Raw genomic sequence first — 19,552 nt, forward strand, 5'->3', positions numbered from 1 at the left:
TGCAACAAAAAAAGTCAATTAAAGTAAATCTATTTTTTCGGGTAAAAAATAAAGCCGGATTAAGCATAATCAGTGCTTAATCCGGCATGGGTAATAACGTTGTGAAATAAATTTGTTGCCGGTTATGGCAAAGAGATTAAACCCCAATGAACCATCATTTCAGTCACCGGAATTAACAGAAATTCCACACATAGCAAACCGACCAGCGTCATCACAATAGTATAGGGTAGTGCCATCATGACCATGCGGCCATAAGACAGACGGATTAAGGGTGATAATGCTGAGGTCAGCAGGAACAGGAATGCGGCCTGTCCGTTAGGTGTCGCAACAGAAGGCAGGTTAGTACCGGTATTAATGGCAACAGCCAGATATTCATATTGTCTATGTGAAATCAACCCTTCTTGCATAGCGGCCTTGGCTTCATTGATATAAACCGTACCAACAAACACGTTATCTGACACGGCCGAGAGCAGGCCATTAAACAGATAGAATAGGGAAAGCTGAGAGGTTTCTGAAGCCTGCAAGACGAACTGAATAAATGGCGTAAATAGTTGTTGGTCAACGATCACGGCAACAATGGAAAAGAATACTGTTAGTAATGCCGTGAATGGCAAGGCCTCTTCAAACGCTTTGCCTAGCACATGTTCTTCCGTAATACCGCAGAACGATGTGGCAAGAATAATGACTGACAGACCGATCAGACCAACCTCTGCCAAATGAAATGCCAGAGCGACAATTAACCACATACCTATCAGTGCCTGAACAATAAGTTGCGCTTTTTCCTGGCGGGTTCGTTTTGCGCTGGTTTTTTTATCATAATTTTCCAGCACTTGCCGGACGCGTTCCGGCAATTCTGCACCATAACCGAATAACTTAAAGTGTTCGACCAGAAAACAAACCAGCAGTCCACAGATAAAAACAGGCAAGGTAACCGGAGCCATGCGAATAAAGAAGGTGACGAAATCCCAGCCAACACTTTTGGCGATGATCAGATTTTGGGGTTCTCCCACCATGGTCATCACCCCACCGAGCGCAGTCCCTAAACCGGCATGCATCATCAGACTGCGTAAAAAAGCACGAAACTGTGCGAGCGTTTGTTTCCTTTTCTCTGCATCAATGTGATGATCTTTATTCGGCTTCAGTACATCATGCTGATCAGAGATAAAATTGTTATAGATAGAATAGAAGCCAAGGGAAACACTAATAACCACCGCGATAACCGTCAGGGCATCAAGAAATGCCGAGAGGAATGCACTGGCTAAACAAAATGCCAAGGCAAGCATCTGTTTGGATTTTATGGATAGAAGGAGCTTAGTAAACGCAAATAATAATAACTGCTTCATGAAGTAAATCCCTGCAACCATAAATATCAGCAGCAGAATAACTTCCAGATTATTAGCAACTTCATGACTAATTTGTTGTGGTGAGGTCATACCGATGATGACTGCTTCAATGGCCAACAGACCTCCGGGTTGTAGCGGGTAACATTTAAGCGCCATTGCCAAAGTAAAGATAAATTCGATAACCAGCAGCCAGCCGGCAACAAATGGGTTGATGAAGAAGAATACAAGTGGGTTGATGATGAGAAAAGCGATGATAGCCAACTTATACCAATTCGGCGAGTTGCCGAGAAAGTTTTTTATCGCCGCTTTCCGAATATTGGTTTCCATGGTAGTTAAAATTCCTCTAAATTCGTAAGGTCGTGTTCTTTAAACAATAGTACGCTTTAATACAAAATATTTTAAGGGAGATGGGGCACAATTAAATAATTCGTGTGCTTTTTTCGTGACCGTTTTTGCGGTTTCTAGACTAGACAGCTATATTGGAGGGGCGCATTCTGATATAATTTCATCTATTATTAGTTGAAAAAATCACGTTGGAATAACAAAAATATGGTCATTAAGGCTCAAAGTCCCGCCGGTTTTGCGGAAGAATATATTATTGAGAGTATATGGAACGGCCGTTTTGCTCCTGGCTCTATTCTTCCGGCAGAACGTGAATTATCTGAGTTAATTGGTGTAACAAGGACTACCCTGCGTGAGGTATTGCAGCGTTTGGCACGTGATGGTTGGTTAACTATTCAGCATGGCAAGCCAACAAAAGTGAATAACTTTTGGGAAACATCAGGTCTTAATATCTTAGAAACACTGGCTCGTCTTGATCACGATCGCGTTCCTGAGTTAATTGATAATCTACTGGCAGTGAGAACGAATATTGCCGCAATATTTATTCGCACAGCTTTTAGGCATAATCCAAGTCAGTCATTGGAAGTGTTGGCAAAAAAAGAGAATGTGGAAGATAACTCAGAGTCTTTCAGTGCTCTGGATTATGATATTTTCCGTGGTTTGGCTTTTGCTTCAGACAATCCAATTTACGGCCTTATTATCAATGGATTGAAAGGGCTATATACCCGTGTAGGGCGTTATTACTTCTCTAATCCTGAGGCACGCCAATTGGCATTGAGCTTTTATCAGCAACTGGCGATATTATGCCGTGATAAATCCTATGATAAGGTCATGGAATGTGTTCGTAATTATGGTAAAGAGAGCGGTATCATTTGGCACAGTATGCAAAGTACGATGCCAAGTGATTTAGCTGAAGTTTGTCGTTGATATCTCGTTAGTATTTTTACTTAATGCCAAGTCTTAATCCAATTCATTAGTTTCAAATCAAAACTATTTTGAGCTGACCCGGGACAGAATGCTCTGACCCGGGAATTTTGTTTCTTTTTTCTCCTTATCTCAAGTCAATCATCAATGTATAAATTTCAGAGTATTGTTCTAAAATTATGGGGTTTAGTTGAATTTTTATTTCAATTTATTGACAGTTATTGGTATCTTGTGGTTGTTTAATTGATTCATCATTTTCGCTGAAAAAATAAGAATAATTACTGGATATTTAATAATTAGCGTGCGATATAAATCTTAATTTTTATTTTAATTTCATTATCTTAGTATTGGTTTCTGTAAATTGCTTGTGTATAAGCAACAAATGTTTTTGTTGCTTAAATGTAATATTATTGTGACCTAAATCATAAATATAGATTATTGACGTTACCGATGATTGTCCTATATTGGTTTTTTTTAGGCAGCATATTATGCTTGGCTAAATTTTTAATCATCAGGGGAGCATGATGAAAATCCTTGTCTTAGGTAGTGGCGTTATTGGTGTAACCAGTGCCTGGTATTTGGTACAGCAAGGTCATGAAGTAACCGTTATTGATCGTCAGGGAAGTGTTGCGCAGGAAACCAGCGCGGCGAATGCCGGTCAGATCTCGCCGGGATACGCGACGCCGTGGGGAGCGCCAGGTATTCTACTGAAAGCCATTAAATGGATGTTTCAACGTCATGCTCCGCTGTCTATCCGCCCTGATGGTTCGTTGTTTCAACTACACTGGATGTGGCAGATGCTGCTCAATTGTGATGCCAGCCACTATGCAATCAATAAAAGCCGGATGGTACGGCTGGCAGAGTACAGCCGTGACTGTATCAAACAGTTGAGGGCAGATACCGGCATTCAATACGAAGGTCGTCAGGGGGGCACCCTTCAATTATTCCGTACCAATAAGCAGTTTGATAATGCGATGAATGACATCGCGGTTCTTGAACAAGAAGACGTGCCTTACAATCTGTTAACGCCAGATAAACTGGTGACAGTTGAACCGGCATTGGCTCATGTTGCCTACAAATTGACGGGAGGCTTACAATTACCAAACGATGAAACGGGAGATTGTCAGCTTTTTACCAAAGAGCTGGCAAAAATGGCAGAAGCGGCTGGAGTCACGTTTCTGTTTAATAAGCAGGTCAAACAGTTGTTGGTAGAAGGGCACCGTATTACTGGTGTCCAGTGCGAAGATGGCGTCATGATGGCAGACAGATATGTCGTTGCAATGGGAGCCTATTCCACTGAACTGTTAAATGGTCTTGTCAAAATCCCGGTATATCCACTGAAAGGTTATTCGTTAACCATGCCTATCGTAGATGCAAAACGGGCTCCGGTCTCGACTGCGTTGGATGAAACATACAAAATTGCGATTACCCGGTTTGACAATCGTATTCGTGTTGGCGGCATGGCAGAAGTTGTGGGTTTCAATTTGAATGTGCTTAAAGCACGTTGTGAAACATTGAAAATGGTGGTGCAGGATCTCTATCCGGGGGGGGGCGATATTGCTCAGGCTAATTTCTGGACGGGCTTGCGGCCAATGACACCAGATGGTACTCCAATTGTTGGCCCGACTGAATATAACAATCTCTACCTAAATACAGGGCACGGCACGTTAGGGTGGACAATGGCATGTGGTTCCGGTCAGTTACTTGCTGATCTTATTTCAGGTAAGAAACCCTCCATTGCCTCTGATGATTTGTCAGTATTCCGTTATATTAATGGTTTTAATACGAAATTGGGGTCATTGAGCCATCAATTACACACTGAACTGAGGGGCTGATATGCCACGTCCGATTTCGGCAACGATTCATCTTGGCGCGTTGAAAAATAACCTGGCTATTATTCGTAATAGGGTCGGTAATAGCAAAATCTGGGCTGTAGTTAAAGCAAATGCTTATGGGCATGGATTGCGTTGTCTATGGCGGGATCTCGATCAAGCGGATGGATTTGCTTTACTTGATTTTAATGAGGCCATTTTATTGCGGGAGCAGGGTTGGCAGCGGCCGATCTTGCTGTTGGAGGGTTTTTTCAAACCGGAAGATTTGCCGATAATTGATCAATATCAGTTGACAACAGTGGTACACAGCTATTGGCAACTTAAAGCAATCGAGATGGCCAATTTGAGCAGGCCAATCAATGTTTATCTAAAATTAAACAGCGGCATGAATCGATTGGGTTTCCCTGCGGGTCAATATAGAGAAGTTTTATCGTTGGCAAGGCATATCCGGCAAATTGGGCAAATCACGTTGATGTCACATTTTGCGAATGCAGATCAAAAGGAAATTGGCGTTACGGAACAACTTAGCGTTATCAATTCAGTCAGTCAGGGCTTGAATATTGCTCAATGTTTAGCTAATTCAGCCGCTTCTCTGTGGTATCCGCAAACTCATCGAGATTGGGTTCGTCCTGGTATTGCGCTTTATGGCGCTTCTCCCAGTGGAAAGTGGAAAGATATTGCAGATATTGGGTTGAAAGCGGTGATGAGTCTGCAAAGTGAGATTATTGCTATACAGCATCTTAAGGCTGGGGAAAAAGTTGGCTATGGCGGTAAATATGTAGCATCAGGCCCTATTAGAGTTGGTACCGTTGCCTGTGGTTATGCTGATGGCTATCCCCGTAGAGCAATGACGGGAACACCAGTTATTGTCGATGGCGTCAGAACTCAGGTGTTAGGTGCAGTATCAATGGACATGTTGTCAGTGGATTTGACACCTTGCCCGCAGGCCCAAATTGGCAGTTCTGTCGAATTGTGGGGGCAAAACCTGCCGGTGGATGATGTGGCTGGGATCCCTGGAACTATTGGTTATGAATTGTTGTGTGCACTGGCGGATCGGGTTCCGGTATCTATCTGTCGTTAAATACCCGGCAGGACGGTTTTTATCTGATTGAGGGAATGATAAATAATAATTTATTTCTGGTATTATTCAGAAAATAAGTTATCGATTTTTTTAAATTAATATATCTGTTTTTCATATATAATCTGTATGTTTTCGTTAGGAAAATTAAGTTTAATTTAGACATATAGTGCTTTTTGGACAAAAATACTATGTTATTCTTGGAAATAAGGGAGATGATCTTTTACACTTACATTTGATAATAGCCAATCGCATAATTGTTTTATAGGAAATAGTTAATAATGATCAACAAAGTAAAAGTTCTAGCGACAGTCATCACTTTTTGTTGTTCTTCATCGGTAGCTTATGCAGGGCAGTGGTCAGTTGGCGTATCTGTTCTGGCTCAGTCACCACCTTATAAGGGAGTAAAGAGTGAAGATAAAGTGTTACCTGTTCCAATGGTTAATTATGAAAGTGAGAGTTTCTATTTTCATACTTTAACTGCTGGATATTATTTGTGGAACGAACCGAAAGATCAATTATCTTTAGACGTGTATTATTATCCTCAAAGTTTCAGTCCAAAAGACAATGAAGATAAGCAGTTGAAAAAGCTGGATAAACGTCACGATACCATGATGGCCGGTTTTAGTTATCGTCATATTGAAGATTGGGGAACATTACGTAGTTCTTTTGCGGCCGATACTTTAAGTAAAAGTAAAGGGATCACGGTTGACCTGGCTTATTTATATGACTTTGAAATAGGGAGTTTGTCATTACAACCAGGATTAGGTGTGGTCTGGAATAGTAAAAAACAAAATCGTTACGAATATGGTATTAAAGAGCGTGAATCACATCGTAGCGGGTTGGAAAAATATACTCCAAGTGATAGTTGGACTCCCTATCTGGAGTTATCTGCCAATTATGAATTTAACCAGACATGGTCTGTATTTATGATGGGGCGTGTTGAATGGCTACCGAGTGAAATTAAAGATAGTCCAATGGTTAATAAATCATATTCAAGTATCGTTTGGACAGGTATTACATATAGTTTTTAATTACCCTAAACGATAATATCGGGTAGAGACTGAATTCACTGGATTGTATTCAGTCTTTTTTGTGGCTTTTTTTGAGATATTTACTGATGGTCTTTCCGGCAACGAATGACAACTGAAATGTGGGCTGGGCTATCATTTTTGGCAATTAACGGTTTATTTATACGAGCTGTTTCTACACAAATCATATTCTTGTAACCTTCATCACACATGTCTTTCATATTATTCGATAATTCAGCACCGGGATTCCAGCATACAACATCACTGTGATGGTAATGGTGAATTTCAATTGTCCGTTTCAGTGAGTTGTCTCTTATCAGATTAAAATCTTCGGGTTCTGTATAAATGCGGTCAGTGTGGCCGGTGAAAGTAAGATTTTCCCCTGTTATGTATTGCTCTTTGTCAGCAACAGTATCAATAAAATGTTTACCCAGCCCACTGACTGAAATCTGATTAATATTACCTACATTCAGATAAGTGTGCAGGGCGCAGGTTGCCTGATAATCACCATAGGCTTCCAGCTCCACTTCACAGGTTTCACACAGTTTGAAACGGGCAATCAAGGTAAAATTATAAGGCCATAATTTACGGGTATACTCGTTGTCTCTCAGCGTGAAAGTTAATATTACGCCATTTTCATGTTCATTATGTGCACTGAATTCCCAGGGAAGCGTTCTGGCAAAACCGTGATTTGGTACGCCTGCGGGACCAAACCAAGGCCAACAAATAGGAATGCCTCCACGGATAGCGGTGCCTGCTTTAAATGCTGTTTTCTTGCTTAACCACAATCCCGGCTCTTCATCACTGGGTTGCCAGGCGATGAGGTGTGCCCCTTGCGGGCTGATTGCGCCACGAACTTTAGGATGAGACACGACTATCAATGGGAAGCCATCTATGTTTCGTTGACTGATGGAAGGGGAGATCTGTTCTGCAACCGGTAATGCAAAAATTTTATCGTTCATGTGTTATGACCTTATAAACCCAAAGCAGGCATATTGCATGACCGAAGAATAACGCATGTTGTAAGCAGATTAAAACAAAAGAGCCGCCAGAAAAGGCAGCTCTTTTCAGGCAAGGTGATGACTCAGTTATTGCGAGATGTGAGTGATGAGATCCAGAACTTTATTAGAATAACCTGTTTCGTTGTCATACCAGGAAACCAGCTTCACAAAGTTGTCATTCAGGGCAATACCGGCTTTTGCATCAAATACAGAAGTTAGTTTTTCGCCATTGAAATCGTTAGATACGACGTCATCTTCGGTGTAACCCAGAACGCCTTTCAGTTCACCTTCAGCCGCGTCTTTAATGGCATCACAAATTTGCTGATAGGTGGCTGGTTTTTCCAGACGTACAGTCAGGTCAACAACAGAGACGTTAGGCGTAGGAACACGGAAAGCCATACCGGTCAATTTACCGTTCAGCTCAGGGATAACTTTACCTACTGCTTTAGCCGCACCGGTAGAAGATGGGATGATATTCTGAGCGGCACCACGGCCACCGCGCCAATCTTTTGCAGAAGGGCCATCCACGGTTTTCTGAGTCGCAGTGGTTGCGTGAACAGTGGTCATCAGCCCTTCAACGATGCCGAATTTGTCATTGATAACTTTAGCCAGCGGCGCCAGACAGTTAGTGGTGCAGGAGGCATTGGAAACGATGTCCTGGCCTGCGTAAGCTTTGTGGTTAACTCCCATAACAAACATAGGTGTGTCATCTTTGGATGGGCCGGTCAGAACCACTTTTTTCGCACCCGCGGTAATGTGCTTACGTGCAGTTTCATCAGTCAGGAAGATACCTGTTGCTTCTGCAACAACATCAACGCCCACTTCATTCCATTTCAGGTTAGCTGGATCTCGTTCTGCTGTCACACGGATAGTTTTACCGTTAACAACCAGGTGGCCGTCTTTTACTTCAACCGTTCCGTTGAAGCGACCGTGAGTTGAATCGTATTTCAGCATGTAAGCCATGTATTCTGCGTCCAGCAAATCGTTGATTGCGACGATTTCGATGTCTGAACGTTCTTGTGCAGCACGGAAAACAATACGGCCAATACGACCAAAACCGTTGATACCTACTTTGATAGTCATAGTGTTCCACCAGCTATTTTTTAGTGAATTAAAAATTATTACTAAAGTTACCAAAACCTTGCCAGCCGTCAAGCGGAATCGTGTCAATAGTTGAAAAACATCAACTTTGAGTGCACCATTCAGACACTTGCTATACGGTACCAGCAATCGATCCGCCCATCATTATCGGGGCATAAACAGATATTGAAAGTTAATCGGTTAGATATGCGAGTCACATCACAAATAGTAGGATAAACATCTTCAGTTAACCGCTTAAAATAAATTCCACTGATGTAATGTTAATTTTTTGTTATTATCATTTGATTTTATTGAAAACATGAATCTTATTAAGGTGGTCGTTATGGCTAAGCATCCTGATGTTGCCCTTTATACAGAGCTTACTGATATTCAGCGTCATGTTACCCAGAATGCCGGGACAGAACCGCCATTTTCAGGGAAATTGCTCCATAATAAAAAAAGTGGTGTGTATCATTGTCTGTGCTGTGGACAGCCGTTATTTATGTCTGATACTAAATTTGATTCTGGCTGCGGTTGGCCGAGTTTTTACCAGCCTGTCAGCAATGATGCAGTACTGTATCTTGATGATAATAGTCATAATATGCAGCGTATTGAAGTTCGTTGTTGCCATTGTGACGCTCATTTGGGGCATGTGTTCCCTGATGGCCCGAAACCAACAGGAGAGCGTTTTTGTATCAACTCGGCTGCGTTAAGTTTCACTGATGAAAATACAGGTGAAAAAACAGCAGGTTAGACATTTTTATCATTGCCGGCATAGCCGTTAATTTATGTAAGAAAAATCGTTTCAGCTAATTCTGGAAAATTAATGAGGAAATATCAATGGAACTGGATGATCTGTTATCCGTAATGACACCAGAAATATATCAACGCCTAGTTCAGGCAGTCGAACTGGGTAAATGGCAGGATGGTGTGCCTCTAACTGTAGAGCAGAAAGAAAATAGCCTGCAAATGATTATGCTATGGCAAGCAAGGCACAACCATGAACCTGAGCATATGACTATCGGTACTGATGGTCAGTTGGTGATGAAGAGTAAACAAGAATTGAAGGCGGCCTTTCAGTCTGAAATGGTGGCAACATTTAAGCCATAATCTTCACAAGATGGATATGAAAAGGCTGGGTTTGTTGAACTCAGCCTGGCCTTGATTGTTATCAGAAAAGGGTGCTGTCTAGTTGAGCAAGTTCTATCAGTATCGCGCCTCGTTCTTTTATCTCTTTGAATGCAGATTGGCTGTCACCTGGACTGAGATTAACCCCCCGGCAACCATCAGTAATTACCCAAGTTTCATAACCTAATGCCAGTGCATCCAGTGCGGTAAACTTCACACAATAATCAGTGGCAATACCAATAATAAACAGGCGTTCAATTTGCTCTGTTTGCAACCAGTCGTCAAGCCGGGTTTTACTCTGATGGCCGTTGTCAAAGAAAGCACTATAGCTGTCGATTTGTGGATTTTCGCCTTTGTAGAAAATCTCAGTAATAGCCTGCTTGTTCAGTTGTGGATGGAAATCAGCGCCATGTTGCCCCTGAATACAGTGTTCCGGCCACCATACTTGCGGAATACCGTTTAGTATACCGATATCCCCGATCTTCTGACCGGAGTTTGCTGCGAAGCTCATATGTTCAGCGGGGTGCCAGTCTTGAGTGGCAATAATGCTGATATTGTGTTTCAGACAGATATCAATTGCCTGATTTGCAACATCAATGACGTGCTCGCTCTCTTTTACGGCTAACGCACCGCCGGTACAGAAATCGTTCTGTAGATCAATAAGTAATAAGGCTGTTTTCATCTCTTTCCCAGATTATTTGTCGGCATAATTTAATTCACCACGTAAATTTTGTTGCATTAAATAACGAACTTTTTCATTGCTGTAGGGTTGACTGAGTAAATAGTGCAATTTAGTTAAAGTTGCTTCAAAGGTCATATCGTAACCACTGATAACCCCAGCTTCAGCCAAAGCATGACCTGTTGCGTAGCCTTCCATGTTTACCCTGCCAGAAATGCACTGAGTCAGATTGACAACCACTATCCCCCTCTCTGTTGCCTGTTTTAGCTCTTTCAATAATTCAGGATGCTGTGGCGCGTTGCCGACGCCGTATGAGCGCAGGATTAAGGCTTTAACCGGTTGCATTAAAATATTATTCACAACTTGACTGGAAAGGCCGGGATAAATGGTTATCACACCAATAGGCTGAGGGGTAATCTGATGAGTGATAAATTCACCATGGCTGGCAGGGGCCGGACATGCATTGAAGCTCTTGATGTTAATACCTGCTTCCATCAATGGGGAACAGTTTGGTGAGGTAAAAGCATCGAAACCGTCTGCATGTGCTTTGACCGTCCGATTCCCACGGAACAGTTTATTATTGAAAAACAGGCTGACCTCGTTAACTGGGTAGTTAGCGGCAAGATAAAGCGCATTTAGCAAGTTTGTCTGCCCGTCAGAGCGCAGTGCTTCCAGCGGGATTTGCGATCCTGTCACAATCACCGGTTTACCCAGATTCTCAAACATAAAAGAGAGAGCGGATGCGCTAAATGCCATCGTGTCCGTGCCATGTAGGATCACAAAACCATCATAATCATCATAATTTTGCCGGATATCATCAGCGATAAACTGCCAGTCTTCTGGGGTCATATCAGAAGAATCAATCAGTGGTTGATGTTCACGGATGGTGAATGTCGGCATTTCAGACCGGTGAAATTCAGGCATTTTGGTGAGCTGGCGCTGTAAATGCCCGGAAACGGGAACGTATCCCTGAGATGAGCGTTGCATCCCAATGGTTCCGCCAGTATAGACGACATAAATAGATTTCTTCTGCATGACAGTGCCTCGTAAAAAGATCAGCTGGATTATAGGAGTATTACAAAATAAAAAAAGCCTGACAGAGTATCTGTCAGGCTAAAAACGCCATTAATTAAGTTGCCACTAGGATCATACCGGGGAATTCCAGTGGCATGTTTCTGCTAATGTCATGCATTATGATGGTTTTTTAGCGAATATCTCCGCAATTTAAACAGAACGCATAACGATTTTGTGGATCATTTAAATGACGATAGAACTCAGCTTGCTGTTTTACTGCCTGAGCGACCTGCGTCATTGGCGCAGGAAGCCATGCCTGAAGAGCTTCCGGTACGATAGCTTGAGTGGTTGCTGTCAACTGGCTCATCAGCAACTCACTGAATGACATTTCCGGCTGCATCCAGTCAAGTTCTGAATTATCCAGTTTTGCCAATTTAGCTGCTTTGGCAACCGCGTCGTCGAAATCACCTAATTGGTCGACCAATCCATTGGTTTTAGCATCGTTACCAGTCCATACATGCCCTTGAGCAATTTTATCGACCTCTTCTGATGTCTTATTGCGTGAGTCAGCAACAAGGCCAATAAAGTTCTTATAGCCGTTCTCAATATTAAGCTGCATCAGCTCTGAGAACTCTTTACTGAGCCCTTTCGTGACTGAAATACCCGCCAGTGGTGTCGTGGAAACGCCGTCAGTGTGGATACCAATATGATCCAGGCTGTTTTCATAAGTGGTAATGACGCCGAAGATACCAATAGAACCGGTCAACGTACTTTGGTTTGCGATGATGTAATTTGCAGGGGTAGAGATCCAGTAACCCCCGGATGCAGCCATTCCACCCATAGAAACAACGACAGGTTTATTCGCTGCACGCAGAGCCGCCAGCTCGGTGCGGATAACATCGGAAGCGCTAACGCTGCCGCCAGGGCTGTTTACCCGCAGAATAACGGCTTTGATATTATCATCCAAACGTGCTTGACGGATCTGAGCGGCGGTTGTATCACCGCCAACCATTCCTGGAACCTGTTGGCCATCAACGATCGCGCCCTGCGCTATGATAACGGCAATATTACCCTTGGATGATGATTTGTTTGCCAGCGATTGTGGCGCGTAATCATAAATACTGATGGCATTGAAATGTCGGTTTTTTTCATCCCAGCCAAAGGCTTTTGTCATTTCACTTTCAATGATATTGCGTGGAGCGACATAATCGACCAGTTTGCGTCTGAGTGCATATTGGGCATTGTCTCCGCCAACAGCACGCAAGCCGGCAATCATCTCATCTGCGCCTGGGAATACCTGATGAACAGAAAGTTTGCGGTTAGCGGCGATAGTATTGAGGTAGTTGTGCCAAAGACCGTTGACCCAACGGCTGTCAGCTTCCCGTGCAGCCGGAGACATATCATCGCGCATAACCGGCTCTACGGCTGATTTATACGTCCCGACCCGGAAAATATGTGTGGTGACTTTCAGTGAATCCAGCAGGGATTTGTAATAGAGGTTATTGGTTGAATAGCCATAAAGACCCACTGCACCTTGTGGCGACAGATAAATTTTATCGGCAAAAGTGGCCAGATAATATTGCGGCTGGTTGTAGTTATCACTGATAGCGTAAACGGGTTTGCCAGAAATTTTAAACTCATTAATCGCTTTACCGATATACTGCATAGATGGCTGGTCAGCGCCGATGAAATCGTCAAGTTTTAGCACCAGACCTGTGATTTTGTCATCGGTTTTTGCCTGACGGATCGTATCAACAATATCAAACAGAGAATTTTCCTGTAATTTATTGCCGGATGAACCAAACAGTTCACGTCCCAATTGATTCAATGGGTTACGGCTGGAAACCTGATCCACAACAACACCGGTGAGATTGACATACAATGCTCCCTGATAACTATCTACCGCTTTATTGGGCTGTTGATAAAGCATAAAGCCCCCAACAATAACCAGGATAAGCAGGATAAAAATCAGGTTTGAAATGACTTCCCGAACGAAATTCAGCAGTCGCCAACTCCATTTAAATAATCTTGCGACCAACTTCCATAAAATACGCATATCATCTCCAAAGATAGGATCAAGTAGGGCTATCCTAATGACCAGACATATAAATGTCAGCTTCAAATAGTGTCAAATTGTCCGAAAAGGCCGCTTTTGGGCTTTTCTTCGTTAACAAATAAACAGAAAATGTTAGCTTATAATAAAATAGCTTATTCAGGAGAAAAATATGAATGCATTAGAACTCTTGTTGAACCGACGTTCAGCATCACGTTTAACGACACCGGCGCCTCAGGGTGACGCATTACAGAATATTCTGGCCGCTGGTATGAGAGTGCCTGATCATGGCACATTGCGGCCGTGGCACTTTATTGTCATGCAGGATGAGGGGATTGTTCGGTTTAGCCAATTACTCCACCAGGCTGCCGTTGACAGTAATCTGGGTGTTGAAGCGGAAGAAAAAGCCAAAAGTGCGCCTTATCGTGCACCATTAATTATCGCGGTTATTGCAAAGGTGATGGAGAATTCCAAGATACCGGAATGGGAACAAGTGGTTTCTGCCGGCTGCGCGGTACACGCGATGCAAATGACGGCGGTGGCTCAAGGGTTTGGTGGTATCTGGCGTACCGGTTCATGGACTGATGATGATACGGTGCGTACTGGTCTGGGTTGTAATGAGCATGACAAGGTAGTAGGTTTTCTTTACCTTGGAACGCCTGTTTTGAAAGCGCCAAGCAAAGTTGCCACGCCGGATATGACTAATTTTGTCAGCTACTTCTGACCGGAGTCTGTTATGTCAACAGAAGTTCGCCTTACCCGGTACAGTCACGGTGCTGGGTGTGGTTGTAAAATCTCACCGAAAGTTTTGGAAACCATTCTGCGTAGTGAGCAGGAAAAATTTCTTGATCCTCACTTACTGGTAGGTAATGAAACGCGCGATGATGCGGCGGTTTATGATATTGGCAATGGTACGGGCATCATCAGTACGACCGATTTCTTTATGCCGATCGTTGATGATCCGTTTGATTTTGGGCGTATTGCCGCGACAAATGCTATCAGTGATATTTATGCAATGGGCGGTAAGCCTATTATGGCGATAGCGATTCTGGGATGGCCGATGGATAAACTGGCACCGGAAATTGCCCGCAAGGTGATTGAAGGTGGCCGGACGGTTTGTAAAGATGCGGGAATTTCACTGGCGGGAGGACATTCTATTGATGCACCTGAGCCTATTTTTGGTCTGGCTGTAACCGGTATCATTAACATTGATCGGGTGAAACGGAACAGTGCAGCGAAAGCAGGTAGCCAGCTATTTCTGACAAAGCCGCTTGGCATCGGGGTATTGACCACGGCGGAGAAAAAAAGCCTGTTGTTGCCTGAGCATCAGGGCGTCGCGACAGCAACCATGTGCCGCTTAAATAAACCGGGGGTTGATCTTGCCGAAGTTGCGGGTGTTACAGCAATGACCGATGTGACCGGGTTTGGTCTGTTAGGGCATTTGAGTGAAATTTGTCAAGGATCGGGTGTCCGGGCAACTATCCATTTTTCAAAAATTCCTAAACTGCCAGAAGTGGGATCTTATATTGAAAAAGAGTGTGTTCCGGGGGGCACTGGGCGTAATTTTGACAGTTATGGTCATCTTATTGGTGAAATGACAGCGCTTCAGCGTAACCTGTTATGTGATCCGCAGACATCAGGCGGCCTGCTGCTGGCTGTTCTGCCGGAAGCGGTAGATGAAGTGAAAGCGATTGCACGATGTCATGGCATTGAACTGACAGCAATTGGTGAGTTGTCTGAGCAACAGTCAGGCAGAGTTCTGATTGAGGTTGATGAATAATATCCATGCGGCTTTTTATTGCAGAAAAACCAAGCCTGGCCAGGGCGATTGCTGATGTTTTACCGAAACCGCATCGCCGTGGTGATGGCTTTATTGCTTGTGGAAATAACCAGTTTGTGACCTGGTGTATCGGACACTTACTGGAGCAGGCGGAACCTGATGCTTATGACAGTCGCTTTGCCCGTTGGTCATTGGCTGATCTTCCTATCATTCCGGAGAAATGGCAGTTAAAACCTCGGCCTTCTGTGGCGAAACAGCTCAACATCATCCGGGAATTGCTGGGAAAAGCAGATGAAGTGGTACATGCGGGTGACCCGGATCGTGAAGGGCAATTGCTGGTGGATGAGGTTCTGGATTTTTTGAAATTGGATGGTAAAAAGCGAAAAAATGTTCGCCGTTGCCTGATAAGTGATCTAAACCCACAAGCGGTTACCAGAGCTATTGACAGGTTAAGAGATAACCGGGATTTTATCCCGCTATGCGTTTCTGCTCTCGCCAGAGCCCGGGCTGATTGGTTGTATGGTATTAACATGACCCGGGCTTATACCTTGCTTGGACGCAATGCGGGGTACCAGGGTGTATTATCTGTCGGGCGGGTTCAGACGCCTGTTTTGGGGTTAGTTGTTCGCCGGGATGAAGAGATTGAGCATTTCGTACCAAAAGATTTCTTTGAGGTGAAAGCCCATATTGTTACGCCAAAAGATGAGCGTTTTACCGCTCTTTGGCAGCCAAGTGAATCTTGTATTGATTTTCTGGATGAAGAAGGGCGATTGATACACCGGCCTCTGGCTGAACATGTTGTTGCCAGAATCACCGGCCAACCGGCCTATGTGACCTCTTATCAGGATAAACGGGAATCTGAGGTTGCTCCTTTGCCGTTTTCATTATCTTCGTTACAGATTGAAGCTGCTAAACGTTTTGGCCTGAATGCACAGCAAGTGTTGGATATTTGTCAGCGATTGTATGAAACGCATAAACTGATTACTTATCCCCGTTCTGATTGCCGTTATTTGCCTGAAGAGCACTTTGCCGGGCGCCATGCGGTGCTTAATGCAATATCTGTTCATACAACAAATCTGTTGCCACAAGCCTTATTGGAAACAGACAGGAAGAATCGTTGTTGGGATGATAAAAAGGTTGATGCCCACCATGCAATTATTCCTACGGCACGAAGTAACCATATAAATCTGACAGACAACGAGGCTAATATTTATGGTGTGATTGCCAGACAATATTTAATGCAATTTTTCCCAGATGCCATATTCCGTAAATGTATTATTGAATTGGAAATTGCCGGTGGAAAATTTATTGCTAAAGCGCGTTTTCTTGCTGAAGCAGGTTGGAGAACATTGCTTGGCAATAAAGAGCGTGATGAAGAAAACGATGGAACACCATTACCGGTTGTTGCTAAAGGTGATGAATTATTGTGTGAAAGAGGAGAAGTGGTAGAACGCCAAACTCAACCACCAAAGCCATTTACTGATGCAACTATCCTTTCTGCTATGACGGGGATTGCCCGTTTTGTGCAGGATAAGGAACTAAAAAAAGTCCTTCGTGCAACGGATGGGCTGGGTACTGAGGCAACACGTGCCGGCATTATTGAACTGTTGTTTAAACGGGAGTTTCTTTATAAAAAAGGGCGTCATATTCATGCAACGCCTGCGGGTAGGGCACTCATTCATGTAGTACCTGATATGGCTGCTTTACCGGATATGACCGCCCACTGGGAATCCCGGTTAACGCAAATCAGCGAGAAACAGTTCCGTTATCAAGATTTCATGGGGCCACTTGAGGAGACATTGCAGCAATTAATTTGGCAGGCTAAACAGAACCGTAATTTAAAAGCTTTTCGTGATTTGCCGCCAGTTCCGATTAAAGATAAAAAAGGGAAAAAAGCAAAATCAGTAAAAAAAGCTAAAGCAATTGCGCCGTAGGGCGCAATTGCTACGTTATTTTAACAGAACTGGTTGATATTCGGTGTTAACAGAATATCACATTTCAAATTCTACCCAGACAGGCGCATGATCTGACGGTTTTTCCATTTCACGGATTTTATAATCAATACCTGTCGCAATACAGCGTTCCGCCAAGGGCTTACTGGCAAGAAGTAAATCTATACGTAGACCGCGATTATCATCAAACCCTTTTGAACGATAATCAAACCAAGAAAATTGGTCGTTACATTCAGGATTCAGATTTCTGAATGTATCAACCAGACCCCAACTTTTCAGGCGCTCCATCCAATCCCTCTCTTCTGGCAGGAAAGAACATTTACCTGTTTTTAACCAGCGTTTTTGGTTGTTCTCACCAATGCCGATATCCAGATCCGTCGGACTGATATTCATATCCCCCATGATAATTACTTGCGATTGAGGCGATAAATTTTGCTCCAGATAGCTTTGCAGGTCCCGATAAAATTTCTCTTTTGCAGGAAATTTCACTGGATGGTCACGGTTTTCTCCCTGTGGAAAATAACCATTAATGATTGTTAATAGCCCGTGTGGGGTTTCCATATCTGCCATGATAATACGGCGTTGGGCATCTTCATTGTCCCCAGGAAAACCATGGCGCACAGTAAGAGGAGCCTGACGTGTTAACAGTGCAACGCCGTAATGAGCTTTCTGACCGTAATAAAACACATGATAGCCAAGCTTCCTAACTTCTTCTAAAGGAAACGCCTCATCATGGACTTTTGTTTCCTGTAGGCCGATAACATCGGGTTGATGTTGCTCGACGATCGCAGCTAACTGATGGGGGCGGGCACGTAATCCATTAATATTAAAAGAGATAAATTTCATCTTTTACAGCCATCCAGTAAAAAGACACAGGAACAATAGTAACAGATGGATTTTAAAAAGTAACTATTGACAATGGTCAGGACGAAATAGTAACGGAACCCCTATATTATAATTAATTGTGAAAAATATAATAATTTATGGTGAGAAAATACTGTGGTTAGACCGTTTTTATCTCTAGTGTTACAAAAATTGATTACTGAAAAATGTAGAACCCTATCCTAATCTTTGATAGAAAATTGAGCTCGTTAGTAATGTTTATATTTTCTAATGGTTGATTGGTTGAGATTAATTTTTGAACCATGATAAACATGAATAATAGAGTTTATTGAGCCACCTATGTATTGAACATAAGCTTTTTTTATGTGGTATATGTTTGAGAAGTATTTGTTTTTTTGTACAAAATTTACGCCTTCACAGTATCGAACTGATTTAGCTGTCATTTGGTGAAGGCTATTTCAAAGAAATTATTTTAGCCACAAGTTATATAGGAACGGTGAATTATGTTTTTTTCTCGTAAATTAGAAGCATTCATGGCAGTGGTGGAAAATGGTTCTTTAAGTAAAGCGGCAAGAGTGATGAACCGAACAACTCCTCCAGTAGCTAAATCAATCAAAGACTTCGAAGCGACATTAGGGAAGCGCCTTTTTAAAAGGGAGAAATTTGGGATGAGTCTGACTAAAGATGGTTTAGAATTATATAATGATCTTAAAGATCTTTATTTACAAGAAAAAGAAATAACTAAAAAACATATCAGTGGTAGCATATGTAACATAGTTAATATTTATTACGATTGGGGGAAAAACAAGCACCTAATTTATTTATATAAGGCAGCTGACAGAAATAGCTCCCAAGTAAATATATTCCGGTTTAGTTATGATAACATTGAAGAAATAGTGGATTATGACGGCAACACGCTCATTATGAGCTCAGAAAAGATACTAAGTGACCGTTTTAGTCTTATTCGCAAAATAAAAGGACCAGAATTGGGAATTTGCTGCCGAAAAGAATTATTGGATATTGCTGGTGGTGATGTAATGCAATTGCTAAAAAATAATACTTGGTTGTGTGATCCTGTACTTTATAAAAGCAGTTTCATTAAAAATCTGGAAGAAGAAGTTATTCAAAGTGGTGGCAAAGTGAATATGCGCCAGATGGATAATATGGGGTGCTGCATGAATTTCATTTATTCAAGAGACTATATTTTCATTACAGATTCTCATCCTGATGAATTGGAAGGAGGTGATGCTTTAAGTTTTGTTCCTATTGAAAAACCGGGTACAGCAAATCAATGTTATATTTATAAGTCTAAATCACATTCAAGTGTACTTAATCGTTTTATCGATTCAGTAAATGATATGAGTTAAATTTATTTTACGCGGAGTAGCTTATTGTAAGCTCCGCGTTGTTGTCTTGCGGAGATAATGATAGAAAGTTTTCACTGTACCCAGATGATAAATTTATATTTATTA

At 42.6% G+C, this 19,552-nt stretch carries 17 protein-coding genes; 10 read left to right on the forward strand and 7 right to left on the reverse strand.

What is annotated here, in order from left to right:
• Nucleotides 1-122: 122 nt before the first annotated feature.
• On the reverse strand, nucleotides 123-1,670 hold the full coding sequence (gene nhaB, locus C5470_RS03500; protein WP_166285989.1) for a sodium/proton antiporter NhaB: 1,548 nt from the start codon (nucleotides 1,668-1,670) through the stop codon (nucleotides 123-125).
• A 222-nt stretch (nucleotides 1,671-1,892) separates the two neighbouring features.
• On the opposite strand from nhaB, the gene fadR reads away from it, so the two are divergent.
• The 4 genes from fadR (at nucleotide 1,893) to C5470_RS03520 (ending at nucleotide 6,553) form a co-directional block, all read left to right on the forward strand.
• Nucleotides 1,893-2,612, forward strand: a complete 720-nt coding sequence (gene fadR, locus C5470_RS03505) for a fatty acid metabolism transcriptional regulator FadR (protein ID WP_166285991.1) — start codon at nucleotides 1,893-1,895, stop codon at nucleotides 2,610-2,612.
• Nucleotides 2,613-3,133: 521 nt separating this feature from the next.
• Complete coding sequence (locus tag C5470_RS03510; RefSeq protein ID WP_166286342.1) at nucleotides 3,134-4,444, forward strand: D-amino acid dehydrogenase; 1,311 nt, start codon at nucleotides 3,134-3,136, stop codon at nucleotides 4,442-4,444.
• 1 nt (nucleotide 4,445) lies between these two features.
• A complete protein-coding gene (gene dadX, locus C5470_RS03515) occupies nucleotides 4,446-5,522 on the forward strand; it encodes a catabolic alanine racemase DadX (protein WP_166285993.1) in 1,077 nt (358 codons plus the stop codon).
• Between the two features lie 278 nt (nucleotides 5,523-5,800).
• On the forward strand, nucleotides 5,801-6,553 hold the full coding sequence (locus C5470_RS03520; protein WP_166285995.1) for a MipA/OmpV family protein: 753 nt from the start codon (nucleotides 5,801-5,803) through the stop codon (nucleotides 6,551-6,553).
• An 80-nt stretch (nucleotides 6,554-6,633) separates the two neighbouring features.
• On the opposite strand, the gene C5470_RS03525 is transcribed toward C5470_RS03520, so the two are convergent.
• Nucleotides 6,634-7,512 (reverse strand): D-hexose-6-phosphate mutarotase, encoded by an 879-nt coding sequence (locus tag C5470_RS03525; RefSeq protein WP_166285997.1) that lies wholly within the window; start codon nucleotides 7,510-7,512, stop codon nucleotides 6,634-6,636.
• Between the two features lie 126 nt (nucleotides 7,513-7,638).
• Nucleotides 7,639-8,634, reverse strand: a complete 996-nt coding sequence (gene gapA / locus C5470_RS03530; protein ID WP_166285999.1) for a glyceraldehyde-3-phosphate dehydrogenase — start codon at nucleotides 8,632-8,634, stop codon at nucleotides 7,639-7,641.
• Nucleotides 8,635-8,974: 340 nt separating this feature from the next.
• Between gapA and msrB the strand changes: the two genes are divergently transcribed.
• A complete protein-coding gene (gene msrB, locus C5470_RS03535) occupies nucleotides 8,975-9,385 on the forward strand; it encodes a peptide-methionine (R)-S-oxide reductase MsrB (RefSeq protein ID WP_166286001.1) in 411 nt (136 codons plus the stop codon).
• Nucleotides 9,386-9,471: 86 nt separating this feature from the next.
• A complete protein-coding gene (locus C5470_RS03540; RefSeq protein ID WP_133812892.1) occupies nucleotides 9,472-9,741 on the forward strand; it encodes a YeaC family protein in 270 nt (89 codons plus the stop codon).
• A gap of 61 nt (nucleotides 9,742-9,802) precedes the next feature.
• Here C5470_RS03540 and pncA read toward each other — a convergent pair whose 3' ends face one another.
• The 3 genes from pncA to sppA form a co-directional block, all read right to left on the reverse strand.
• Complete coding sequence (gene pncA / locus C5470_RS03545; protein ID WP_166286003.1) at nucleotides 9,803-10,441, reverse strand: bifunctional nicotinamidase/pyrazinamidase; 639 nt, start codon at nucleotides 10,439-10,441, stop codon at nucleotides 9,803-9,805.
• Nucleotides 10,442-10,453: 12 nt separating this feature from the next.
• On the reverse strand, nucleotides 10,454-11,473 hold the full coding sequence (gene ansA, locus C5470_RS03550; RefSeq protein WP_166286005.1) for an asparaginase: 1,020 nt from the start codon (nucleotides 11,471-11,473) through the stop codon (nucleotides 10,454-10,456).
• A gap of 169 nt (nucleotides 11,474-11,642) precedes the next feature.
• A complete protein-coding gene (gene sppA / locus C5470_RS03555) occupies nucleotides 11,643-13,508 on the reverse strand; it encodes a signal peptide peptidase SppA (protein WP_166286007.1) in 1,866 nt (621 codons plus the stop codon).
• A gap of 169 nt (nucleotides 13,509-13,677) precedes the next feature.
• On the opposite strand from sppA, the gene C5470_RS03560 reads away from it, so the two are divergent.
• From C5470_RS03560 to C5470_RS03570, 3 genes are read left to right on the forward strand one after another with little or no spacing between them, the layout of a single operon-like run.
• Nucleotides 13,678-14,229 carry an NAD(P)H nitroreductase gene (locus C5470_RS03560; RefSeq protein WP_166286009.1) on the forward strand — a complete coding sequence of 184 codons (552 nt, stop codon included), beginning with the start codon at nucleotides 13,678-13,680 and terminating at the stop codon, nucleotides 14,227-14,229.
• Between the two features lie 12 nt (nucleotides 14,230-14,241).
• Nucleotides 14,242-15,285 carry a selenide, water dikinase SelD gene (selD, locus tag C5470_RS03565; protein WP_166286011.1) on the forward strand — a complete coding sequence of 348 codons (1,044 nt, stop codon included), beginning with the start codon at nucleotides 14,242-14,244 and terminating at the stop codon, nucleotides 15,283-15,285.
• A gap of 5 nt (nucleotides 15,286-15,290) precedes the next feature.
• Nucleotides 15,291-17,219, forward strand: coding sequence for a DNA topoisomerase III (locus C5470_RS03570; protein ID WP_166286013.1), 1,929 nt, complete (start codon nucleotides 15,291-15,293; stop codon nucleotides 17,217-17,219).
• A 57-nt stretch (nucleotides 17,220-17,276) separates the two neighbouring features.
• Here the strand turns inward: C5470_RS03570 and xthA are convergent, their stop codons facing one another.
• Nucleotides 17,277-18,083: an exodeoxyribonuclease III gene (xthA, locus tag C5470_RS03575; RefSeq protein ID WP_166286015.1), complete on the reverse strand. Its 807-nt coding sequence runs from the start codon at nucleotides 18,081-18,083 to the stop codon at nucleotides 17,277-17,279.
• 500 nt (nucleotides 18,084-18,583) lie between these two features.
• Here xthA and C5470_RS03580 point away from each other — a divergent pair, with 500 nt between their 5' ends.
• Nucleotides 18,584-19,447: a helix-turn-helix domain-containing protein gene (locus C5470_RS03580; RefSeq protein ID WP_036849556.1), complete on the forward strand. Its 864-nt coding sequence runs from the start codon at nucleotides 18,584-18,586 to the stop codon at nucleotides 19,445-19,447.
• The last annotated feature ends 105 nt before the right edge of the window (nucleotides 19,448-19,552 follow it).

The organism is Photorhabdus stackebrandtii, assembly GCF_011189495.1.
Lineage (GTDB): Bacteria > Pseudomonadota > Gammaproteobacteria > Enterobacterales > Enterobacteriaceae > Photorhabdus > Photorhabdus khanii.